The 22,346-nt window shown below is 67.7% G+C and carries 24 protein-coding genes and 1 tRNA gene; 11 read left to right on the plus strand and 14 right to left on the minus strand.

The features are described from left to right. Nucleotide 1: 1 nt before the first annotated feature. Nucleotides 2-709 carry a glutathione binding-like protein gene (locus OVA30_RS11855; RefSeq protein WP_056118144.1) on the minus strand — a complete coding sequence of 236 codons (708 nt, stop codon included), beginning with the start codon at nt 707-709 and terminating at the stop codon, nt 2-4. 273 nt (nt 710-982) lie between these two features. On the opposite strand from OVA30_RS11855, the gene OVA30_RS11860 reads away from it, so the two are divergent. The 3 genes from OVA30_RS11860 (at nt 983) to OVA30_RS11870 (ending at nt 1,666) form a co-directional block, all read left to right on the plus strand. After that, on the plus strand, nt 983-1,198 hold the full coding sequence (locus OVA30_RS11860) for a hypothetical protein (protein WP_268175541.1): 216 nt from the start codon (nt 983-985) through the stop codon (nt 1,196-1,198). Between the two features lie 51 nt (nt 1,199-1,249). Continuing rightward, nucleotides 1,250-1,326, plus strand: a tRNA-Pro gene (locus tag OVA30_RS11865). A gap of 28 nt (nt 1,327-1,354) precedes the next feature. Next, complete coding sequence (locus OVA30_RS11870; RefSeq protein ID WP_003597950.1) at nt 1,355-1,666, plus strand: ETC complex I subunit; 312 nt, start codon at nt 1,355-1,357, stop codon at nt 1,664-1,666. 65 nt (nt 1,667-1,731) lie between these two features. On the opposite strand, the gene OVA30_RS11875 is transcribed toward OVA30_RS11870, so the two are convergent. From OVA30_RS11875 to OVA30_RS11885, 3 genes are all read right to left on the minus strand, one after another. After that, nucleotides 1,732-2,193: a nucleoside deaminase gene (locus tag OVA30_RS11875; protein WP_268175542.1), complete on the minus strand. Its 462-nt coding sequence runs from the start codon at nt 2,191-2,193 to the stop codon at nt 1,732-1,734. A 117-nt stretch (nt 2,194-2,310) separates the two neighbouring features. After that, entirely contained in the window at nt 2,311-3,375 is a 1,065-nt protein-coding gene (locus OVA30_RS11880) for a spore photoproduct lyase family protein (RefSeq protein ID WP_268175543.1), read from the minus strand. Between the two features lie 59 nt (nt 3,376-3,434). Continuing rightward, on the minus strand, nt 3,435-4,238 hold the full coding sequence (locus OVA30_RS11885) for an SHOCT domain-containing protein (RefSeq protein ID WP_268175544.1): 804 nt from the start codon (nt 4,236-4,238) through the stop codon (nt 3,435-3,437). A gap of 226 nt (nt 4,239-4,464) precedes the next feature. On the opposite strand from OVA30_RS11885, the gene glgX reads away from it, so the two are divergent. The 3 genes from glgX to OVA30_RS11900 all read left to right on the plus strand — a co-directional run bounded on the left by glgX (nt 4,465) and on the right by OVA30_RS11900 (nt 8,859). After that, nucleotides 4,465-6,741 (plus strand): glycogen debranching protein GlgX, encoded by a 2,277-nt coding sequence (gene glgX, locus OVA30_RS11890; RefSeq protein ID WP_238506711.1) that lies wholly within the window; start codon nt 4,465-4,467, stop codon nt 6,739-6,741. Between the two features lie 172 nt (nt 6,742-6,913). Next, entirely contained in the window at nt 6,914-8,515 is a 1,602-nt protein-coding gene (locus OVA30_RS11895; protein WP_268175545.1) for a hybrid sensor histidine kinase/response regulator, read from the plus strand. Between the two features lie 26 nt (nt 8,516-8,541). Beyond that, nucleotides 8,542-8,859, plus strand: coding sequence for a hypothetical protein (locus tag OVA30_RS11900; RefSeq protein WP_015951577.1), 318 nt, complete (start codon nt 8,542-8,544; stop codon nt 8,857-8,859). Nucleotides 8,860-9,017: 158 nt separating this feature from the next. Here the strand turns inward: OVA30_RS11900 and OVA30_RS11905 are convergent, their stop codons facing one another. Beyond that, the gene (locus OVA30_RS11905; protein WP_015951578.1) at nt 9,018-10,232 is read right to left on the minus strand and encodes an NADP-dependent isocitrate dehydrogenase; all 1,215 of its coding nucleotides are present in this window, start codon (nt 10,230-10,232) and stop codon (nt 9,018-9,020) included. 144 nt (nt 10,233-10,376) lie between these two features. After that, entirely contained in the window at nt 10,377-10,889 is a 513-nt protein-coding gene (locus OVA30_RS11910) for a hypothetical protein (RefSeq protein WP_268175546.1), read from the minus strand. Nucleotides 10,890-11,071: 182 nt separating this feature from the next. Here OVA30_RS11910 and OVA30_RS11915 point away from each other — a divergent pair, with 182 nt between their 5' ends. The 4 genes from OVA30_RS11915 (at nt 11,072) to OVA30_RS11930 (ending at nt 13,049) form a co-directional block, all read left to right on the plus strand. After that, nucleotides 11,072-11,620, plus strand: coding sequence for a formaldehyde-activating enzyme (locus tag OVA30_RS11915; RefSeq protein ID WP_268175547.1), 549 nt, complete (start codon nt 11,072-11,074; stop codon nt 11,618-11,620). A gap of 106 nt (nt 11,621-11,726) precedes the next feature. Beyond that, on the plus strand, nt 11,727-11,987 hold the full coding sequence (locus tag OVA30_RS11920) for a type II toxin-antitoxin system ParD family antitoxin (RefSeq protein ID WP_268175548.1): 261 nt from the start codon (nt 11,727-11,729) through the stop codon (nt 11,985-11,987). Next, a complete protein-coding gene (locus tag OVA30_RS11925) occupies nt 11,984-12,280 on the plus strand; it encodes a type II toxin-antitoxin system RelE/ParE family toxin (RefSeq protein WP_268175549.1) in 297 nt (98 codons plus the stop codon). The genes OVA30_RS11920 and OVA30_RS11925 overlap by 4 nt, the downstream gene beginning before the upstream one ends. Before the next feature lie 31 nt (nt 12,281-12,311). Continuing rightward, a complete protein-coding gene (locus OVA30_RS11930) occupies nt 12,312-13,049 on the plus strand; it encodes an RNA methyltransferase (protein WP_268175550.1) in 738 nt (245 codons plus the stop codon). Between the two features lie 3 nt (nt 13,050-13,052). On the opposite strand, the gene OVA30_RS11935 is transcribed toward OVA30_RS11930, so the two are convergent. The 8 genes from OVA30_RS11935 to OVA30_RS11970 form a co-directional block, all read right to left on the minus strand. Continuing rightward, nucleotides 13,053-13,394 (minus strand): hypothetical protein, encoded by a 342-nt coding sequence (locus OVA30_RS11935; protein WP_003597934.1) that lies wholly within the window; start codon nt 13,392-13,394, stop codon nt 13,053-13,055. A gap of 29 nt (nt 13,395-13,423) precedes the next feature. Then, entirely contained in the window at nt 13,424-14,437 is a 1,014-nt protein-coding gene (locus tag OVA30_RS11940) for a zinc-dependent alcohol dehydrogenase family protein (protein ID WP_268175551.1), read from the minus strand. A gap of 130 nt (nt 14,438-14,567) precedes the next feature. Further along, entirely contained in the window at nt 14,568-16,253 is a 1,686-nt protein-coding gene (locus OVA30_RS11945) for a methyl-accepting chemotaxis protein (protein WP_268175552.1), read from the minus strand. 510 nt (nt 16,254-16,763) lie between these two features. Continuing rightward, nucleotides 16,764-17,312, minus strand: coding sequence for a L,D-transpeptidase family protein (locus OVA30_RS11950; protein ID WP_268175553.1), 549 nt, complete (start codon nt 17,310-17,312; stop codon nt 16,764-16,766). Between the two features lie 7 nt (nt 17,313-17,319). After that, the gene (locus OVA30_RS11955) at nt 17,320-18,627 is read right to left on the minus strand and encodes an O-acetylhomoserine aminocarboxypropyltransferase/cysteine synthase family protein (protein WP_003597927.1); all 1,308 of its coding nucleotides are present in this window, start codon (nt 18,625-18,627) and stop codon (nt 17,320-17,322) included. 143 nt (nt 18,628-18,770) lie between these two features. Further along, nucleotides 18,771-19,157: a response regulator gene (locus OVA30_RS11960; RefSeq protein ID WP_003597925.1), complete on the minus strand. Its 387-nt coding sequence runs from the start codon at nt 19,155-19,157 to the stop codon at nt 18,771-18,773. A 113-nt stretch (nt 19,158-19,270) separates the two neighbouring features. Then, entirely contained in the window at nt 19,271-20,668 is a 1,398-nt protein-coding gene (locus OVA30_RS11965) for a heterodisulfide reductase-related iron-sulfur binding cluster (protein WP_268175554.1), read from the minus strand. Nucleotides 20,669-20,823: 155 nt separating this feature from the next. Next, nucleotides 20,824-21,180, minus strand: a complete 357-nt coding sequence (locus OVA30_RS11970) for a DUF6460 domain-containing protein (protein WP_253396854.1) — start codon at nt 21,178-21,180, stop codon at nt 20,824-20,826. A 207-nt stretch (nt 21,181-21,387) separates the two neighbouring features. Between OVA30_RS11970 and OVA30_RS11975 the strand changes: the two genes are divergently transcribed. After that, entirely contained in the window at nt 21,388-22,338 is a 951-nt protein-coding gene (locus tag OVA30_RS11975) for an alpha/beta hydrolase (RefSeq protein ID WP_003597918.1), read from the plus strand. Nucleotides 22,339-22,346: the final 8 nt, after the last annotated feature.

Raw genomic sequence — 22,346 nt, forward strand, 5'->3', positions numbered from 1 at the left:
CTCAGCGCTTGGTGTTCGTCGCGGTCTGGCCGAACATCACCTTCTTCGCGTCCTCGCTCATCGGCTGGCCGTGGTTCGGGTTGGCTTCCACCGCCCGCGCATAGGCGGCCTTGGTGGCGGGGCGCTCGGCGATCGCCTCGAACCAGCGCTTCAGGTTGGGGTGGTCGTCGAGGCGCTGGCCCTGCTTCTCCCACGGCACGATCCAGGGATAGGAAGCCATGTCGGCGATGGTGTAATCGGCACCCGCGACGAAGGCGCGGTCGGCGAGCCGCCGGTCGAGCACGCCGTAGAGCCGGTTCGTCTCCTTGACGTAGCGGTCGATGGCGTAGGGGATCTTCTCCGGCGCATATTGCGAGAAGTGGTGGTTCTGGCCGAGCATCGGCCCAAGGCCGCCCATCTGCCAGAACAGCCATTGCAGGGTCTCGGCCCGGCCGCGCAGGTCGGCGGGCAGGAAGCGCCCGGTCTTCTCCGCGAGGTAGAGCAGGATCGCGCCCGACTCGAACAGCGAGACCGGCGCACCGCCATCGGCCGGCTCGTGATCGACGATGGCCGGCATCCGGTTGTTCGGGGCAATCTTCAGGAAGGCCGGCTCGAACTGCGCGCCCTTGCCGATATCCACCGGGTGGATCGTGTAGGGGAGGCCGGCCTCCTCCAGAAACATCGTCACCTTGTGACCGTTCGGGGTCGGCCAGTAATGCAGGTCGATCATCGCGACACCTTGTCTTCGCGCCCACGAGGGCGATGCCTCAGGCCTGCGGCGAAGTGGGAATGTCGAGCGATCCGATCAAGCCGCGGCCGATCCCATTCGACCCGTATCCGACCCCATTGCATCGGGCCGGCGTCTCTCGGTCCTTGTTGTGACGCGCCTTCTTTCGAGGAGCCGGTGGCCACTTCGTCGGAATGCGCTCGCCTTGCGCCAGTCCGCTGAGGACGGCCTTTACCTTTTTCGTGCTGAGTTGCCGGGACGCAGGGAGGGCGGTTCATGGTCTCGGCAGTGTCCACGAGTTCGGCGGGCCTCAGCGCGGCCGTGCAACGCTTCGACGGGGCGGCCTCCCGCGTCGCCTCACCGCAATCCGCCGCCGAGCCGGTCACGGCCGTCACGGAGCTGGCCTCGGCCTCGCTCGGTGTTTCCATCAACACCGCCGTGCTGAAATCCTCGATCGAGACCGAGAAACGCGTCCTCGACATTCTCGTGTGACGAGCAGCGCCTTGCCGGCCGGGACCCGAGGGGGTATCTCCCTCACAGCGTCGGGGTGTAGCGCAGTCTGGTAGCGCATCTGCTTTGGGAGCAGAGGGTCGTAGGTTCGAATCCTATCGCCCCGACCATACCTTCCCCGGAGACGTCAGCCGTCCGATGCCGAGCGCCCGCATCTACCGTCCCGCCAAGGATCCCACGCAGTCCGGGCTCGCCCGCACGAAGCAATGGGTTCTAGAGTTCGACCAGACCGAACCGCGCGAGACCGACCCGCTGATGGGCTGGACCGGCTCCTCCGACATGCTGCAGCAGGTGCGGCTCGAATTCGACACCTCGGACGAGGCGGTGGCCTACGCCAAGGCTTCGGGCATCGCCTATCGCGTCGAGGAGACGCCGCCGCCGATCGCGCGCAAGGGCCTCTCCTACTCCGACAATTTCAAGTTCAACCGCACGGCGCCCTGGACGCACTGAGTGTCTCTCACGAGGCGCCCGCCGCGCCGGAAGCAGCGGGCATTTCGTGAGGCGGGACCTCGCGTTCAGCGCCCTTTCCGCTCCGCCCAGGCGCGGTAGGGGCTCGGATCATCGGCAAGCGGGAGGTGGCGCACCTGCATCGGCTGCTCTTCGAGCGGCTGGCACAGCTCGGCATAGATCCCGGCACTGAGCAGACCCTCGGCCTCCGCCTCCTCGGCGGTGAAGGCGAAGTAGCCCTGCTTGACCCCGGCCAGCCGCATCGCCGCGTGGCACATCGGGCAGGGCCGCCCGCTGGCGTAGACGATGCAATCGTCGAGCTTGGGCCGGCCGAGCTGCTGGCTCGCCGCGCGGATCGCCACCATCTCGGCGTGGTCGCTCGGATCGTTGGTCGCATGGATGCGGTTGGCCGCCCGCGCGACCACCTCCCCATCCCGCACGATCACCGCGCCGTAGGGTCGGCCACCCTCGGCGACGTTGGCGAGGGCAAGTTCGGTCGCCTCGCGTAGATAGCTCTCGTGATCCGGCATCGGTTTTCTCCTGAGGACATCGTCCCGAAAGGTGGTCACCGGCTTTCGGAAAAAGAGGATGTCAAAACAAAGATCTAGAGCCGTATCCAACCTGATGCAGTCAGGTCGGATACGGCTCTAGAATGCGTAGCGCACCCGGCAATAGGGCATCCGCTCGGCGAGCAGCGCCTTGAAGCGGGCGAGCCATTTCCCTTTCCAGCCGGTGCGGTAGCGCAGGTTTTCGCCGCCGCCTTCCGAGCGCTTGGTCTCCTGGATGTCCGGTCGCCAGAGCAGATCCTCGGCCTTGGGGTGCCAGCCGAGGTTCACCGCGTGCAGCCCGGCATTGTGGGTCAGCATGATGATCTCGCAGGCGAGCTGATTCTTGGCGGCATTCGAGATCGTCCCGTCGATCTCGTCGAACAACGCGGTCCAATCCGCCTCCCAGCCCTCGTAGAGGATCACGGGCGAGAAATTGACGTGGACCTCGTAGCCGGCCCGCAGGAAGTCGTCGATCGCGGCGATCCGCTCGGGGATCGGCGCGGTGCGCACATCGACGACCCGCGCGATCCGCGCCGGCATCAGCGAGAAGCGGATGCGGGTGCGGCCTTGCGGATCGTAGGCGAGGAGATCGCGATTCACGGCTTTGGTCGCGAACGAGCCCTTGGCGTTGGGAATCCCGCGGAATTGCGTGACGAGATCGCGGACGTTGTCGCAGATCATCGCATCGATCGAGAGGTCGCCGTTCTCGCCGAGATCGTAGACCCAGGCTTGCGGGTCGATCTGATCGGGCTCCGGCAACGGGCCCTGCTTGGCCGCATGGCGCGTGATCGCCGCGCAGACCGCATCGACGTTCACGAACAGCGAGATCGGATTGGAAAACCCCTTGCGGCGCGGCACGTAGCAGTAGGCGCAGGCCATCGCGCAGCCGTTCGAGGTCGAGGGCGCGATGAAGTGGGCGGAACGGCCGTTCGGCCGCATCGCGAGCCCCTTCTTCACGCCGAGCACCAGGGTCGATCGCTTGATCCGCACCCAGTCCTCGACCGAGCCGGCATTGCCGTGCAGCTCCGGGATGTTCCAGTGCGACGGGACCGCGATCCGCTCGGCATTCGGATAGCGGGCCAGGATCTCGCGTCCGCGCGGATAATCGGCGACCGCCGGCTCGTGGAAGATGCGGTCGATGTCGATGAGGTCGCGCGGGGCCATGGCCTGGATCTAGGGCGAGCGCGGCCTTCCGGCGGGGCCTGCGGCGACAGGCCGTCCTGTCAGAGCCGCGCCAGCAGCTCCGCCTTCTTGGCCGAGAACTCCCCCTCGGTCAGCACGCCTTTCTTGTGCAGGTCGGCCAGCCGTTCGAGGATCGACAGGATGTCGGTCGGGCCCGCACCCGAGGGTGCACCGGAGGGTGCCGCGACCGGCCGGCTGGCGGCAGGCGCCGACGGGACCGGGCTGGCCGCGGAGGCGACCGATGACGACGCGAACGCGGCGACACTCGTGTCCGCCGGCGGTTTGGGCGGCTGCGGCGCCGCCGCCCCCGTATCCCGCTCGACCGGCGTCAGATCTTCCAGCGAGAAGCTCCCCTGCGGTCCGCTGAAGCGCAGCGACGAGCTGCCGCCCTGCTGCTGGCTCACGCCGGTGACGAGGCGGTCCCCGGTGTCGTAGAGGGCGAGCCGCCCGTCGGTCTCGATGGCGAGGCGTCGGCGCTCGGGGAAGAAGGCGTAGCGCGTGGCGTTCTGCGCGCCCGCGCTCGACGGCAGCCCCAGTTCGTCCGGCCACCAATTGCCCGAGGCGGCTTCCTCGCGGAAGCCGGAGAGCGGCAGGGCCGTGGCGAGTTCGGTGCACAGGGCATCGACCTGCGCCTTCAGGGCATGGTCGTTCATGCGCCCGACCATCACCATGCCGCCGCGCGACCACTGCCCGAAGCCGCCGAGATCGGGGTGGTCGAACTGGGCCATGTTGCCCTGGCCCGCCTGGAGCGCGCGCAGCAGATGGCGCACCGCCTCCAGGCTGACGCCGTGCCGCTCGGCCAGGGCTTGAAGCCCGGCGGGCCGATGTTCGGGGTCTTCGATCATGGGTGATGGTCCCCCTCGAACCTGTCCGTGTCGATCGATGAGGGGCCTTGCAACGCGAACCCTCACCGTGAGTTTCGTCCAAGGCCTACCACATCCGCGGCGGCGCGCAGCGGATCGACAAAAATTTGCTGCGTCGCGTCAGACGACACGGAGCTTCGCCGTTCCGTGCACGTTCAGAGTCCGGCTGGACCCGCGGGGGCCGCTATAAGTGAGAATGGGACGATCGATGGCCGATACCGACAGGACTGCGACGCCGAGGCCCCGCACATCGCGCACGCGTATCCGCGAAGGCTCGCCGCATCCCCGCGGTGCGACCTGGGATGGCCGCGGCGTGAACTTCGCGCTGTTCTCGGCCCATGCCACGAAGGTCGAGCTGTGCCTGTTCGACGATGCCGGCGAGAACGAAATCGAGCGCATCGAGCTGCCCGAGTACACCGACGAGGTCTGGCACGGCTACCTGCCGGACGCGCGCCCCGGCACGATCTACGGCTACCGCGTCCACGGCCCCTACGAGCCCGAGGCCGGCCACCGCTTCAACCCGAACAAGCTCCTCATCGACCCCTACGCCAAGGGCCTGGTCGGCACGATCCAGTGGAACCCCGCCCTGTTCGGCTACAAGATGGAGACGGGCGACGACCTCACCTTCGATGAGCGCGATTCCGCGCCCTACACCCGCCGCTCGCGCGTGATCGACCCGGCCTTCACCTGGGGCCGGGATGTGAAGCCGCGCGTGCCGTGGGAGCGCACGATCATCTACGAGACCCACGTGAAGGGGTTCACCAAGCTGCACCCGGCGGTGCCGGAGAAGCTGCGCGGCACCTATGCCGGCCTCGGCAACCCGGCGGTGCTCGACTACATCAAGAGCCTCGGCGTCACCTCGGTCGAGCTGCTGCCGGTCCACTCCTTCGTGCAGGACGACTACCTGCAGCAGAAGGATCTCATCAACTACTGGGGCTACAACACCATCTCGTTCTTCACGCCCGCCCGGCGCTACGCGGCGGTGCCGGACTTCGCCTTCTCCGAATTCAAGGAGATGGTCGCGCGCATGCACGGCGCTGGCCTCGAAGTGATCCTCGACGTGGTCTACAACCACACGGCCGAGGGCAACGAGAAGGGCCCGACCCTCTCGTTCAAGGGCGTCGACAACGCCTCCTACTACCGCCTGCTGCCGAACCAGCCGCGCTACTACATCAACGACACGGGCACCGGGAACACGTTCAACCTCTCGCATCCCCGCGTGCTGCAGCTCGTCACGGACTCGCTCCGCTACTGGGCGACCGAGATGCGGGTAGACGGCTTCCGCTTCGATCTGGCCACCATTCTCGGCCGCGAGCCCTACGGCTTCGACGAGGGCGGCGGCTTCCTCGACACCTGCCGTCAGGACCCCGTCCTCAACGACGTGAAGCTCATCGCCGAGCCGTGGGATTGCGGCCCCGGCGGCTATCAGGTCGGCGGCTTCCCGCCGGGCTGGGCCGAGTGGAACGACCGGTTCCGCGACGACGTGCGGGGCTACTGGAAGGGCGATGCCGGGCTGCTGCCGGGGCTCGCCTCGCGCATCACCGCCTCGGCCGACAAGTTCAACAAGCGCGGTCGCCGCCCCTGGGCCTCGGTGAACTTCATCACCGCACATGACGGCTTCACCCTGAACGACACGGTTTCGTACAACGAGAAGCACAACGAGGCGAACGAGGAGGGCAACCGCGACGGGCACGGCCACAACCTCTCCTACAATTACGGCGTCGAGGGCCCGACCGACGATCCCGAGATCCGCTCGGTGCGTTTGCGCCAGATGCGCAACATGCTGGCGACCCTGTTCCTGTCGAAGGGCACGCCCATGCTGCTCGCCGGCGACGAGTTCGCCCGGACGCAGAAGGGCAACAACAACGCATATTGCCAGGACAACGAGGTCAGTTGGGTCGATTGGGGCGCCATCGGCGAGGAGGAGCGGGATCTGGCCGAGTTCACGCAGCGCCTGATCCTGCTGCGCAACGCCCTGCCGATGCTCTCGCGCGGGCGCTTCGTCACGGGAGCCTACGACGAGGAGTTCGGCGTCAAGGACGTGACCTGGCTCACGCCCACCGGCACCGAGATGAGCCCGGAGAACTGGAACGACGGCAACTCGCGCACCCTCGCCGTGCTGCTCGACGGGCGCGCCCAGGCGAGCGGCATCCACAAGCGCGGCGGCGATGCCACCCTGCTGTTGTTCTACAACGCCTATCACGACGTAGTGGACTTCACTCTCCCCGAGGCGCCGGGCGGCACCTCCTGGACGCGGCTGCTCGATACCAACCTGCCCGACAGCCAGGAGGTGGAGAGCTTCGCCGTCGGCGAGAGCTACTCGGTCACGGGGCGCTCGATGCTGATGTTCGTCCTCAAGCCCGTCGAGAACGAGGACGAGGACGAGGAGCACAGCGACATGGAGCGCTCCTACCAATACGTGATGCAGGCTTTCGAGCGGGCGAATGTCGAGAGCGTGAGCTTCGGCATCGACGAGGAGGTCTGATGGCGCGGGCAAGGGGCCGCTCGCCGCAAGCGGCCCCTGCCGATTTCGATGGGGTCCGGAGCCTCGACGCTCCGGACCCTATATTCTTCCCGCAGCCCTATCTTACGCTCTGCATCGGGGATGCGCCGGCCGTGCCGGCAGCCTCACAAGATTTGTCACGCCGTGGGTTCGCATGACCGACATCCCCGAGAAGAGACCCCACGGCGTCCATCCCAGCGTCGAGGCGGGTGCGAAGGGCCACGAATTCGAATCCGGCAGCGGCATCTTCTTCGCCGCCGTCGAGATGACGCGCATGCCGATGGTCGTGGTCGATCCGAACCAGGACGACCACCCGATCGTGTTCGTGAACCAAGCCTTCCTGGAAATGACCGGCTACGCTCGGGACGAGGTGATCGGCCACAACTGCCGCTTCCTCCAGGGCCCGGAGACCGATCCGGCGACGCGGGCGCTGGTGCGCGACGCGGTCGCGGCGCGGCGCGACGTCGCCACCGAGATCCTCAACTATCGCAAGGACGGCTCGTCGTTCTGGAACGCGCTGTTCGTGAGCCCGGTCTACAACGCCGCCGGGGACCTCCTGTACTTCTTCGGCTCGCAGCTCGACATCACCCGCCGCCGGTTGGCGGAAGACTCGCTGCATCAGGCGCAGAAGATGGAGGCGATCGGCCGGCTCACCGGCGGCATCGCCCACGACTTCAACAACCTGCTCCAGGTGATCCTGGGCTACGCCGACTCGCTGGCGACCAACCTGGACCGGCCGGACGCCGACCGGGGCCGCATGGGCCGCGCCGTCGGCAACATCCGCGAGGCGGCCGAGCGGGCCTCGACGCTGACGCAGCAACTGCTCTCGTTTGCCCGCAAGCAGCGCCTCGACGGCCGCACCCTCAACCTCAACGACCTCGTCTCCGAGACGAAGGAACTGGCCGGGCGCACGCTGGGCGACGCGGTGACGATCGAGACCGATCTCGCCCCCGACCTCTGGCCCTGCCGGATCGACCGGACCCAGGCCGAGGTCGCCCTGCTCAACGTGCTCATCAACGCGCGCGACGCGATGCCGGAGGGCGGGCGCGTCACGATCACGACCCGCAACGAGGAATCCGGCCGGCCCGACGGTTCGGGCCGGCACGTGAGCGTCGCGGTGACCGATACGGGCGCCGGCATCCCCTCGGACATGCTGGCGCGCGTGATGGATCCGTTCTTCACCACCAAGGAGGAGGGGAAGGGCACCGGGCTCGGCCTGTCGATGGTCTACGGCTTCGCCAAGCAGTCCGGCGGCTTCGCGCAGATCGAGTCGGTGATGGGGGAGGGGACGACGGTGCGTATCTCCTTCCCCGCGAGCGACGAGGCCGGTGCGCCGGAGAGCGCAGAACCGGCCGCCACCGTCGAGGAGCGGCCGGGCACGGAGACGATCCTGATCGTGGACGATCGCGCCGACGTCGCCGAACTCGCCCGGGCGATCCTGCGCGATTACGGCTACGGCACCCTGATGGCCCGCCACGGCCGCGAGGCCCTGGAGATCCTGAACGACCATCCGGAGATCGACCTGCTCTTCTCCGACCTGATCATGCCCGGCGGCATGGACGGCCTGACGCTCGCCCGCGAAGCGCGCCGCCGCCATCCCGATCTGAAGATCCTGCTCACCACCGGCTATGCCGAGGCCAGCCTGGAGCGAACCGGAATCGAGCGTCCGGAGTTCGATATCCTGAACAAGCCGTACCGCCGTGCCGAGCTGATCCGGCGGGTGCGGGCGGCCATCGATGCGCCGAACCGGAGCTGACCGGCGCGACAGATCGGGAGAGCACCATGGCTCAGGGTGACAAGTCGAAATACACCGACAAGCAGGTCCGCAAGGCGGAGCACATCGCCGAATCCTACGAGTCCCGCGGCGTTCCGGAAAAGGAAGCGGAGGCCCGCGCCTGGGCGACCGTCAACAAGGACGATGGCGGCGGCAAGAAGCCCGGCGGCTCGGGCCGCGGCAAGACGACGGACCATCCCGCCGCGCATAAAGGCGGCCGCACCGGCGGCACGGCCTCGGCTTCGCGCACGAAGGAGCAGCGCTCCGCCTCGGCCAAGAAGGCGGCCGAGACGCGCAAGCGGAATGCAGCAAAGAAGGCGGGCTGACGAACGCTGATCCCTCTCCCCTCTGCGGGAGAGGGTGGCCCCCGAAGGGGGTCGGGTGAGGGGAGCGACCTTTCCGGAGAGACCTGAGCCGGCCCCTCTCCCGTCCGCTCCGCGGACACCCTCCCCCGCAGAGGGGGGAGGGTGATTGCTCCCTTATCTCAGACGGCCATCGCCGTCTTCAGGTTCTCATCGACCTTGTCGAGGAAGCCGTTGGTGGTGAGCCATTTTTGGTCCGGGCCGACGAGGAGCGCGAGATCCTTCGTCATGTGGCCGGCCTCGACCGTGTCGACGCAGACCTTCTCCAGGGTCGCGGCGAACTTCGCGAGGTCGGCGTTGCCGTCGAGCTTGGCCCGGTGCGACAGGCCGCGGGTCCAGGCGAAGATCGAGGCGATCGAGTTGGTCGAGGTCGCCTTGCCCTTCTGGTGCTCGCGGTAGTGGCGCGTCACGGTGCCGTGGGCGGCCTCGGCCTCTACGGTCTGCCCGTCCGGCGTCATCAGCACCGAAGTCATCAGACCGAGCGAGCCGAAGCCCTGGGCCGCCGTGTCCGACTGCACGTCGCCGTCGTAGTTCTTGCAGGCCCAGACATAGCCGCCCGACCACTTGAGGCACGAGGCCACCATGTCGTCGATCAGGCGGTGCTCGTAGGTCAGGCCGAGCGACAGGAACTTCGACTTGAACTCCTCGTCGAACACCTTCTGGAACAGGTCCTTGAAGCGGCCGTCATAGGTCTTGAGAATGGTGTTCTTGGTCGACAGATAGACCGGGTACTTACGGGCGAGGCCGTAGTTGAACGAGGCCCGGGCAAAATCGATGATCGACTGGTCGAGGTTGTACATCGACATCGCGACGCCGGCGTCCGGGAACTTGAACACCTCCTTCTCGATGACGGTGCCGTCGTCACCCTCGAACTTGATGGTGAGGCGGCCCTTGCCCGGCACCTTGAAGTCGGTGGCGCGGTACTGGTCACCGTAGGCGTGGCGGCCGATCACGAAGGGCTGGGTCCAGCCGGGCACGAGGCGCGGCACGTTCTTGCAGATGATCGGCTCGCGGAAGATGACGCCGCCGAGGATGTTGCGGATCGTGCCGTTGGGCGACCGCCACATCTCCTTGAGCTTGAATTCCTCGACGCGGGCCTCGTCCGGCGTGATCGTGGCGCATTTCACGCCGACGCCGTGGCGCTTGATCGCCTCGGCCGCATCGATCGTCACCTGATCGTTCGTGGCGTCGCGGTGCTCGACACCGAGATCGTAATAGTCGAGATCGAGATCGAGGTAGGGGTGGATGAGCTTGTTCTTGATCTCCGCCCAGATGATCCGGGTCATCTCGTCGCCGTCGAGCTCGACGACCGGATTGGCCACCTTGATCTTCGCCATGTCGGTCCCTCAGTTGCCCGGTGCCGCGCGCCCGGCCGGCTGCCCTTCGCGCGTCTCTCCGGAACCCTGTCGCCGCCCCTATAACGCAGCGCAGCAAGGCGACAAAGCCGGGCTCGGGCAGCCTGTTTCGGATGCGCGAAACTGTTACCCGCCCCTGCGGAACGGCAGCAGGCCGCGCAGGCGAAATCCGAGCCAGATTAGGATGGCGAAGGCGATCAGGTTCAGCGCGAGGGTGAAATCCTCCCGCGGGGCCAGCGAGAGGGCGTAGCCGCCCTTGCGTGCCGCATCGAACTGCCAGCCCAGCACGAGCTCACCTTCCGCAGGTGCTCGGAGAAACACGTCGGCCAGCAGCCAGCCGCTGGCCGAGATGCGGACGGTGAGGCCCGCGCTGACGAACCAGATCACCTGCGCGAGCTGTACCGGAACGGAGAGGGTGTAGCCGAGGCGCCGGTCCTGCCACAGCGCGACACCCGCGACCACGCTCGCGGCCAGCACCAGCCCGATGAACAGCACGCCGGGCAGCAGGGTGAGCGGCACCGCGGCACCGGTCTGCATCAGGTCGTGCAGGAAGGCCCACAGGCCCACCAGCCCGCCCTGGATCTCGATCAGCGCCACGGTGTAGCGCAGGCCGTCGCGGTCGTTTCCGGTCTCCGTCATGGGAGGCGGGCATAAACGAGGCGGCACGCCACGGCCACCCGGCGCGGCCACCCGCCAAAGCGAGTGTCGCTCCCGCACAAGAGCGCACGCCACGGCCGCGCTATGTGGCCTGGACAAACCCGGCTGCCGCTGCGACGACCCGCGCGTCAAGAAAAACGGCCGATCACGAGGAAGGACACACCATGAGCGACCGCATCATCCTGCGCGCCGGCGAGGCCCTCGTTGCGGGCGGCCCGCCCAACACGGCGTCCGAGCCCGAGGTCATCATCGGCGAGCTCGACGGGCCGGTCGGCACCGCGCTCGCCACCCTCACCGGCGATCAGGTCGTCGGCCACAGCCGCGTCTTCGCGCTCCTGAACACCGACATCATGGTCCGCCCGGTGACGCTGTGCGTCTCCAAGGTGAGCGTGACCGAGAACAAGTACACCTCGATCCTGATGGGCACGGTGCAATACGCCATCGCCAACGGCGTGCTCGACGCGGTGCGGGCCGGCTACATCCCCAAGGAGAAGGCCAACGACCTCGGCATCATCTGCTCGGTCTGGCTCAGCCCGGGCGTGATCCAGGCCGAGACCGTCGATCACAAAGCGCTGTTCGAGATCCAGCGCAAGGGCATGACCGAGGCGATCCGTAAGGCCATGACCAACGAGCCCTCGATCGGCTGGCTCCTCGAGAACCAGGACAAGATCGTCCACAAATACTACCAGATGGGCATCGACGGTAAGATCTAAGTCTTTTGGAAGACTGCGCCGTCGGCCCTGCCGGCGGCGCGGCTCTGTTGGCGCTGGGACCGATAACAGTTATCCTCCCGCTTTCGCAGCGACGGGAGCAGCGACGATGCCGAGCAGCGCCGACCTCGGAACCCGCCTTGAAAGCTATGTCACGTCGCTCGTGAAAGAGGGCCGCTACCGCTCCCGAAGCGAGGTTCTTCGCGAGGGCGTGCGCTTGGTCGAAGAGCGCGAGAAGCGCCTGTCTCTGCTTGATGCGGCCTTGGCCCGTGGTGCCGCCGATGCCGACGCCGACCGGGTGACGCCGACCGAAGACGTCAGGGCGCGGTTGATCGCCAAATACGAAAAGCTGTCCGGCCCGGATGCATGATCGTCGTCTTCACCGCTGAGGCTGAAGCCGATCTGGAGCGCATAGGCGACTTCATCGCCCAGGACAATCCGCGCCGGGCTGTCAGCTTGGTCACCGAACTGGTCGAGCGGTGCCTAGGGCTCGCCGAATTTCCCGAAGGCTTCCCGCTGGTTCCGGTTTACGCCGACAGCGGCGTCCGGCGGCGCTCCTACGGTTCCTACCTCATCTTCTACCGGGTGCGCAGCGAGCGGATTGAGATCCTGCACGTCATGAGTGGGGTGCGAGATTGGGAATCGCTGCTCTTCCCGGATTGAGGCTGTGATCGCGGCGTGCGAGAGGGCGGCCATGAGCGCCCCCGTCGTCATCCTGGTCGAGCCGCAACTTGCCGAGAATATCGGCATGACCGCCCGCGCCATGGCGAATTTTGGCCTGTCCGAGTTGCGTCTCGTGGCGCCCAAGAACGGCTGGCCGAAGAAGGGCGTGCGCGAGGCGGCCTCCGGCGCGACTTACGTGCTCGACGGGGCCAAGGTCTACGCCACGCTGCCGGAGGCCATCGCCGACCTGCATTTCCTCCTCGCCACCACCGCCCGCGAGCGCGGGCAGATGAAGCGCGTCTTCGCCCCCGAGGACGCCATGACGGCCACCGCCGAGCGGATCGGCCGCGGCGAGCGGGTCGGGCTGATGTTCGGGCGCGAGCGTGTGGGCTTGAGCAACGATGAGGTGTCGCTGGCCGACGCCATCGTCACCTTCCCGGTGACGGACGAGTTCCCCTCGCTCAACCTCGCCCAGGCCGTGCTGCTGATGGGCTATGAGTGGCGCCGCGCCGCCGGCCTCGCCACCCTGCGCTTCTCCGGCGAGATGCTCTCGCCGCCCGCCACCCGCGAAGCGATGCTCTCACTGTTCGCGAGCCTGGAGGAGACGTTGGCGGGCGCCGGCTTCTACCCGCCGGAGAAGCAGGAGATCATCGCCCGCAACATGCGCGACATGCTCCACCGCATGGCGATGACGGAGCAGGACGTGCGCACCTTCCGCGGGGCGCTGCGGGCGTTGAACCGGAAGGCTCGCAAGACCGACGAGGCGTAGGGCCTAGCGCTGCACCAACCCGAACCGCGTCAGGCAGACATGCTTGGCAAGCGACGCGGGCGCGATCGGCACCGCAGGCGTGGTCCCGTAGGGTTCTCCGGTGGCGGTGTCCTCGGGCGCGCGAAAGGCGCCGGGGACGTAGCTGGTCTCGCACTGGTCGAACTTGTTGCACACGGCGAGCTTGGTGCAGATCGTCTGGCCTGCCCGCTCGTAGACGTAGTAGGTCGCCCCGGAATAGGGCGGCCGGGGGAAGGACTCGGTCCGCACCGTCGTGACGTCCGCGGCGCTCGCCGCCACCGGCGACACGAGCGCTGCGAGAAGTCCCCATCCGACCCCTGCGCGCATCACCCGCCTCTTCCCCCGACGCCCGAGCATCAATCGATCCGGATCACGATCTTGCCGACATGCCCGGCCTCGGCCAGGGCTTTGAGGGCCGCCGGCGCCTCGTCGAAGCCGTAGACCCGGTCGATCACCGGCTTGATCCCGTGCAGGGCGATCGAGCGATTCATGTCCTCGAACATCTCTCGCGGACCGACGGCGACACCGCGCACGATGCAGCTCGCGCCGAGGATCGCCAGCGGGTCGAACGCCTCGCCCTGGGCCAGCAGGCCGATCAAGCCGATATGCCCGCCGGGCCGGGTCGAGGCGATGGAGCGCGGGAGCGTCCCGGTGCCGCCGACCTCGACGACGTGATCGACGCCGGTTCCGCCGGTCAGTCGGCGCACCTCGCTCTCCCAGTCGGGATGGGTGCGGTAGTTGATGGTGTCGTGCGCGCCGAGCGCGCGGGCCTTCTCCAGCTTGGCATCGCTCGACGAGGTGGCGATGACCCGCGCCCCGGCCGCGTGGGCGAGCTGGATCGCGAAGATCGAGACGCCGCCGGTGCCGAGCGTCAGCACCGTCTCGCCGGCCCGCAGGGGCTTGAGCCCGTAGAGCGCGTTCCAGGCCGTCACCGCTGCGCAGGGAAGCGTCGCCCCTTCCTCGAAGCTGAGATGATCGGGCAGCGTGACGAGCCCGTCCTCGTCGAACACCTGATACTCGGTCAGCACCCCGTCGATGGCGCCACCGAGCGCCGTCTGCCACGTATCGGCCACCTGCGCGCCGCCGAGCCAGCTCTGGGAGAAGATCCCGGCGACCCGCTCGCCGCCGGTGAAGCGGCGCACGCCGACGCCGATCGCTACGATTTCACCCGCCCCGTCCGAGAGCGGGATCAGCCGGTCGAGATTGACCGCGAACGGGTAGCGGCCCTGGCAGATCAGCAGATCGCGGTAGTTGAGGGAGGCGGCACGCATCCGCACCAGAACCTGCCCGCGGCCCGGTTCGGGCGTCGGGCGCTCGGCACGCTTCCAACTGTCGAGGCCGGCGGCGGCGGACATCTCGTAGGCGCGCATGGCGGTCTCCCGTGGGGTTTCGCGTCTTGGGTTCAACGCGGGCACTCATGGCAGGCGCATATGGGAAGAGGCCGCCCGAAGGCGACCTCTTCCTCACGAATCCCCAATCGATGTGCTGGATTGGGCCTCGCTAGGCCGCGCGCACGGTCGCGAGGAAGCGGCTCACCTCCGCCGAGAGCTGCTCGGACTGGCGCGACAATTCGGACGCCGCGCCGAGCACCTGGCTCGCCGCCGCGCCGGTCTCTTCGGAGGCGCGGGCGACGCCGGCGATGTTGCTCGTCACCTCGGCCGTGCCGGTCGAGGCCTGGGCGACGTTGCGCACGATCTCCTGCGTCGCTGCGCCCTGCTGCTCGACCGCCGCCGCGATGCCAGCGGCAACGCCGTTGATCTCGCGGATGCGGCCGGAAATGCCGCCGATGGCCGAGACCGCCTGATCGGTCGCGCTCTGGATCGTGCCGATCTGCTGCGCGATTTCGCTGGTCGCCCGGGCGGTCTGGTTGGCCAGTTCCTTCACCTCCGCCGCGACCACCGCGAAGCCGCGCCCAGCTTCGCCGGCCCGCGCCGCCTCGATGGTGGCGTTGAGCGCGAGCAGGTTGGTCTGGCCGGCGATCGTCGAGATCATCGACACCACGTCGCCGATCTTGGCGGCCGCGCTCGACAGGTTCTGGACCAAACCGGCGGTCTGGTCGGCTTCGCCGACCGCGGCCTGGGCGAGTTCGGACGAAGTGGCCACCTGCCGGCCGATCTCGTGCACGGAGGTACCGAGTTCTTCCGCCGCGGCCGCAACGGTCCCGACATTGGTCGCCGCCTCCTCGGCGGCGGACGCCACGGTGATCGATTGGGAGGCCGTTTCGGTCGCGGTCCCCGACATGCTCTGGGCCGTGGCCTGCAACTCGGTCGCCGCCGAGGTCACGGTGCCGATGATCCCGCCGATGGCGGCCTCGAAACTGTCGGCCATCGACCGCATCGCCGCCTTCCGCTGCTCCTCGGCCGAAGCGCGGGCGAGCGCCGTCTCCGCTTCCAGGGCACGGGTGCGGATCAGGTTGTCCTTGAACACTTGGACGGCGGCCGCCATCGCGCCGATTTCGTCCCGGCGCTGACGGTAGGGCACCGGCGTCTCGACGTCGCCGGCGGCGAGCGCCCCCATCATGCCGGTGATGCCGGTGATCGGCCGAGAGATGCGCAGGAAGCCGAACGCCATCGCAAACAGGGCGACGAGCACGGCGACCGCCATCGTGACACTCGCAACGATCGAAGCGGTCTCGACATTGCCGACCGCGGTCGACGCGTCGCGCGTGGAGCCGTCGCGATTGAGGGTGATCGCGCGGGCGATCAGGTCGCTCGATTGGCTGTACAAGGAGAGCAGGCCGGGCCCGACCAGAGCCGCCATGGCTTCCCGCTGCTCGCCCCGCTCCATCATCGCGATGATACGGCGGCTCGCCTCATCGTAGCGGGACCACAGCTCCGAAAACTGCGTGTAGAGCGCACGTTCTTCCGGGGACGAGATCAGGGGCTCGTAGCGCTTGCGCGCCGACGCCATGTCGGCCACCGCCCGCTCGTAGTTGCTCCGGTTCGCCGCCAACGTCTCGGGATCGGTGGAGGTCGTGACGGTCCGATACTGCCGCAGGCGCATCTGGCTTGCAGCCGTCCCCATCTCGTTGACGGCGAGGACGGACGGAAGCCAGTTGGTGGCAACCGCATCGACACCTCGGCGGATCGACGACAGCTCCATCAGGGAGACCACCCCCTGGCCGATCGTAATGAGCGTGAGCCCACCGAACAGGGCGATGAGAGCAGCTTTGAGAGAGAAGCGCATCGGACGGGTAGGGCGCGTAAAATGCTGAAGTGTCCGCCGCGCACGGATCACCCAGGTCTGCTGACAAAAAATTGATAAATGAAATGTCTTAACGAGAGGATTAAAAGATCCGCCCCACGATTTGGCGTAAGCTGCTTTCAGCCGATCGGAACGGACACTCGCCAAAACTTTTTCAGCCGGAGGTTGCAATCGGCATCATCCAGCTTTGGAAATCGACCTCTCGTGATCTTCTGATTAACATGATTGGTGTATTGATTTTCTCGTCGCGTCGAACCAGCCCATGCACTCTCGCTGTTCGTCTGACCTGAAAACAACGGATATGGCGGTTGTTTCGAATTCAAACGACCTTACAATGCTTGCCGAGACGGCGTATGCGCGCCGAATAGCCTCAACACGAGAATTTTCGAGCGTTGACATCGGTCCGAATGAGCTCGCTCGACAGACGATCCCCCGCGCCGAGCGTCCACCCGTTTTGTCGATCCGTCGTGGCGGTCGCGGACGCGACGACGTTCAGGGCCTGATCTCGATGGGCGTGCCCAGATCGACGCGGGCGTAGATCGCGCGCATCTCGGCGTTGGTGACGCCGACGCAGCCTTGGGTCCAATCCTTCAGCCGGTGCAGGCGGCCGAGCCAGGAGAAGCCGTTCATCAGTCCGTGGATCATGATGTCGCCACCGGGCGAATAGCCACCGGCCTGCGCCGCCGCCGCGTCGGCCGGGGAGGGGTAGGACACCTTGAGCGAGAGGTGGGCGACGCTGCGCGGATTGCGGAACGCGACTGCATAGACGCCCTCGGGCGTGCGCCCGTCGCCTTCGCGCGCCTTATGACCCTCCGGCGCGAAGCCGAGGGAGATGGGGTAGGTCGCGAGCACACGGCCCTCGCGCAGCAGGGTCAGGCGACGCGCCGCCTTCTCCACGAGGACGCGGTCGGCGCGCTCGGCCTCGGCCACCAGCGGGGGCTCGGTGCGGCCGACTTGCGAGAGGTCGGCGAGGACGACGGCACCGGCGCCGAGGACGGCGAGGCCGCCGATCACCGCAGCGATGCGCCCGCGCCGTCCCATCGCGGCCTCAGCCGATCTGTGCGCCGACCTTGGCCAGCGCTTGCTCGATATCAGCGATGAGATCCTCGGGATCCTCCAAGCCGATCGAGAGACGCACCGTCTCGGGGCCAACGCAGGCCGCCGCGCGTTCCTCGGGGCGGAGTTGGCGATGGGTCGTGGTGGCCGGGTGGATCACCAGCGACTTGATCTCGCCGATGTTCACGAGGTGCGAGACCAGTTCGAGGTTCGCGATAAACGCCAGGGCCGCCGGCTCGCCGCCCTTCAGGGCGAAGGTGAAGATCGATCCCGGACCCTGCGGCACGTAGCGGTTGGCCAAAGCCTCACCCTTCTGGCCGGGAAGCGCCGGGTAGCTCACCCAATCCACCGCCGGATGGTCCTTGAGATAGGCCGCGACCGCCTTGGCGTTGGCGCAGTGGCGCTCCATCCGCAGCGGCAGCGTCTCGATGCCGGTGAGCGTCAGGAAGGCGTTCATCGGCGAGAGGCCGGGGCCGAGGTCGCGCAGGCCGAACAGGCGGCAGGCCACGGCGAAGCTGATCTCGGGGAAGCGATCGCTGACGATCAGGCCGTCATAGTCCGGCCAGGGATCGTTGATGAGGTTGTAACGCGAGCCCTGCGCCTTCCAATCGAAGGTGCCGGCATCGCAGATCATGCCGCCGATCACCTGGCCCGAGCCGCCGAGGAACTTCGACGTCGAGTGGACGATGATGTCGGCGCCGTACTCGATCGGGCGGATCAGCGCGGGCGAGGCCAGGGTGTTGTCGATGACGAGCGGCAGGCCGTGGCGCTTGGCGACCGCAGCGATGCCCTCGATATCCATCACCGTGGCGCAGGGATTGACGATCGACTCGCAGATGATCGCCTTGGTCTGCGGCGTGATCGCGGCTTCGAAGGCCTCCGGCGTCAGGTCCGCGGCGAATTGGGGCGTCAGGTCGTAGCGCCCTTCGAGGCGGCGCATCAGGCCGAGCGAGCCGCCGAACAGGCGCGGCGAGGCAACGTAGGCGTCGCCCGTCTGCATCAGCGTCATCATCACCAGCAGCACCGCCGACTGCCCGGACGAGACGGCGACCGCCGCCTTGGCGCCCTCCAATGCGGCGACCCGGCGCTCCAGCGCGGCGACCGTCGGGTTCGAGCCGCGCGAGTAGGAGAAGCCGGTCTTGCGCATGGCGAAGATGTCGGCGGCCTGCTCCGTCGAGTCGAAGACGAAGCCGTTGGTGAAGTAGATCGGCTGCACCCGCGCACCGGTGGCGGGATCGGGCGCGGCACCCGCATGGACCGCCTGCGTGGCGAAGCGGAGGGTTTTTGGCTCGGCGGTCATGGCGGGACCTGAACTGATCGGTCTGTCGGCGCGCGGGGCAGCGCGCCACTCTCACCCGCCTTCTGCCGCGAAACGGACTGCAGCGAAACCCGCGATTGGCCCTCGCGCGCATCGGCCATGCGCGCAACGTCTGCGGGCGGCCGTCAGGCGGCGCGCTTGAGGCAGGCCTTGAGGGTACGCACCAGCATGGTCGGCGCATAGGGCTTCGGGATGAAGCGGGCCCCGTCCGGCATGTCGCCGGGGCCGGGCGTGCCCATGCCGGAGACGATCAGCACCGGGATTTCCGGCCAGCGGTGGGCGACGAGGCGGGCTAGGGCGAAGCCGTCCATCGAGCCCATCGGCATGTCGACATCGGTCATCACGATCCCGACATCGGGCCGGCCTTCCAGCACGTCGAGCGCCTTGTCGGCATGGTGCGCTTCGAGGACGTTGAACCCGGCCTCGGCCAGGGTATCGGACGCTTCCATCAGCAGCAGACCGTCATCTTCGACGAGGAGGACGACGGGCGACTCTGTCGGGTTCTCTGTCATAAGCCTGCAAACGATCTCGGGCCGACACTGGTTGCGGGCCTAATTCGCACCTGCAGCGAGGTCAAGGAAGGGACGACCCGTAATTGTGCAGAGCGGGAAATTCAATCTTGACCTTAAACGTGCGCCGGGACGGGTGCCGGACGCGCCTTCAACTGCGCCAGCGCTTCCGGCCGCGGCCCGCCTGTCGCCCAGTCGAGCAGCTCGACCGTGTGCAGGATCGGGATGTCGGTGCCCTTTCCGATCTGGGTGGCGCAGCCGATATTGCCGGTGGCGATGATGTCGGGGCGGACGCGCTCGATATTGGCGACCTTGCGATCCCGCAGACGGGCGGCGATCTCCGGCTGGAGGATGTTGTAGGTTCCAGCCGAGCCGCAGCAGATATGGCCCTCCGGCACGTCCTTCACGGTGAAGCCCGCCTTCTTGAGCAGGGTTTTGGGCTCGGTGCGGATGGCCTGCCCGTGCTGCATCGAGCAGGCGGAATGGTAGGCGACCACGAGGTCGGTATCCTCGACCGGGGGCAGAAGGCCGATCTCGGCCATGTACTCGGTCACGTCCTTGGCGATGCCTGAGACCCGCGCGGCCTTCTCGGCATAGGCCGGGTCGTCGCGGAACATGAAGCCGTAATCCTTGATCGTCGTGCCGCAGCCCGAGGCGGTGACGACGATGGCATCGAGGCCGGGCCCGTCCATCTCGGCGATCCAGGCGTCGATGGTGCGCCTGGCGTGACCGTGGGCGTTCGCTTCCTTGCCCATGTGATGGGTCAGTGCGCCGCAGCAGCCCTCGCCCTTGGGCAGGACCACCTCGACCCCGTGGCGGTTGAGCAGGCGGATCGCCGCCTCGTTGAAGTCCGGCCGCAGGACGCTCTGGGCGCAGCCGCGCAGCAGCGCGACCCGGCCGCGGCGCTTGGCCGGCGCCTTGTCCTTACCAGTCTGGAAGAGGTCGCTGATCTCCTGCGCCGAGGGATCGGCGGGGAAGGTGCCGGGCCGGTCGGTGCGGTTGCGGTTCGGCAGTTGCGCCGGGGCGAGGTCGAGCATCGCCGCCAGCCGGTTGCCGACCCGCGGCAACCGGGCGACCAGCGGCCGGAACGGCGCCCCGATCTTGGCCGCGAGCAACGCCACCCGGAACCGGTTCGGATAGGGCAGCACCAGGGCCAGCACCGCGCGCAGGAGCCGGTCGGAGAGCGGGCGCGCGTAGGTCTTCTCGATATGGGTGCGGGCGTGATCGACGAGGTGCATGTAATGCACGCCCGACGGACAGGTCGTCATGCAGGACAGGCACGAGAGGCAGCGGTCGATGTGCTTGACCACTTCGCGGCTCGCCGGCTTGCCGCCCTCCAGCATGTCCTTGATGAGATAGATGCGTCCGCGCGGTGAATCGAGTTCGTCACCGAGCAGGAGGTAGGTCGGGCAGGTCGCGGTACAGAATCCGCAATGCACGCAGGTGCGCAGGATCTTCTCCGAGGCCGCCATGGCGGGGTCGGCGAGCTGCTCGGGGGCGAAATTGGTCTGCACGACACGCCTCGATGCGGTTTCTTACTTCTCGTGCGAGTCTTAGAACCGTTCGCGCGGGCGAACAATCGGAACGGTTCTAAGCTGTTGCTGTGTCGCACGCCCTCACGATGACGGCCGACGCATCGGTCCGGAGGGATCGACGCAGCGGTCCGGCGTCACCGCTCGCGCGAGACGGTGAGCAGGCGGGCGATCAGCCAGATCGGAACAACCACCACCGCGCCCGCGAGGATCCAGCGGCCGAAATCGTGGAAGGTGTCGAGCCCGAGGTCGATCAGCGAACGGGTGAAATCGTAGAGCTGCCAGAACAGCAGGCCCGGCGTCAGGCCGAACATCGCCATCACCGCGCCGACGAGCACGGACAGGAACAGCAGCTTCACGAACACCGCCGCGGGCGAGCCGCCGAGAAAGCGGTTGAGGCCGGAGCGGCGGCGGGGCGCACCATGACGCGGATCGGCCGGGTAGGCACCGGTGTCGAGCGGGGCGCGGCGCCGCGAATCGTGATCGCCGATCATTCTGCCGGTATCCTTGGTGTTCCGTGGCACCCTCGCAACGGCGTTGCAGCCTCGCCACACTCCTGCGAAACCGGGACGCCGCAGCATCATTCGACGCATTCGGGGTAGCAGCCAGATGGCATCCTCGAACGTTCCGCTCAAGATGGCAGGCTGCATCCGGCCCTGCCGGCTCCCGTTGACCCCATAAAGCGCGACCTGATTCAGGCCATGATCGACCACGCTCTGTTCGACCCGGCGACCATTGATGCCGAGACGAAGGCGCTCAATGCCGAGATCGTGGCAGCCCACGCCGCGCAGGCCGACCCATGGTCGCTGCCGATCGAAGAGGTGCGCGCGCGCCGCCGGGCGGGCACGCAGGCATCGCCCGCCATGCCGCGCAGCCCGCGCGCCGAGACCGTGACCATCGAGGGACCCGCCGGACCGCTGGCGCTGCGGGTGATCCGACCGCAGGGCAAGGCGCGGGGCGCCTACCTGCATATCCACCGCGGCGGCTGGGTCTGGGGCGCGGCCGACGAGCAAGACCCCTGGCTCGAGCGCATCGCCGACACCTGCGGCTTCGTCTGCCTCTCGGTTGAGTACCGGCTGGCGCCGGAGCATCCTTATCCCGCCGCGCTCGAGGATTGCGAGGCGGCCGCCCTGTGGCTCGCCGGCCCCGGCAAGGCGGAACTCGGCATTCACGCGCTGACCATCGGCGGCGAATCCGTCGGCGCGCATCTCGCGGTGATGACGCTGCTGCGCCTGCGCGACCGACACAACCTGCCCCGCGCCTTCCGCGGCGCCAACCTCAATGCCGGCTTCTACGATCTCGGCCTGACCCCGAGCGTGCGGCTATGGGGCGAGGAACGCCTCGTCATCAACACCACCGACCTCAAGCGCTTCGCCGACGGTTACGTGCGCGAGGGAATCGACCGGCGCCGGCCCGACGTCTCGCCGCTCTATGCCGATCTGAAGGGCCTGCCGCCGGCCCTGTTCACGGTCGGCACCGCCGATCCGCTGCTCGATGACACGCTCTACATGTCGGCCCGCTGGGCGGCGGCCAACAATGGCGGCCACACCGCGGTCTATGCCGGCGGCTGCCACATCTTCGTGCGCTATCCCGGCGCGCTGACCGAGCGTGCCTTGGAGCTGATCGACCGCTTCCTGATGGCGCTGGCGTGACGCGGTGA

Origin of the sequence: Methylorubrum sp. SL192 (assembly GCF_026672325.1) — a bacterium.
GTDB lineage: Bacteria > Pseudomonadota > Alphaproteobacteria > Rhizobiales > Beijerinckiaceae > Methylobacterium > Methylobacterium extorquens.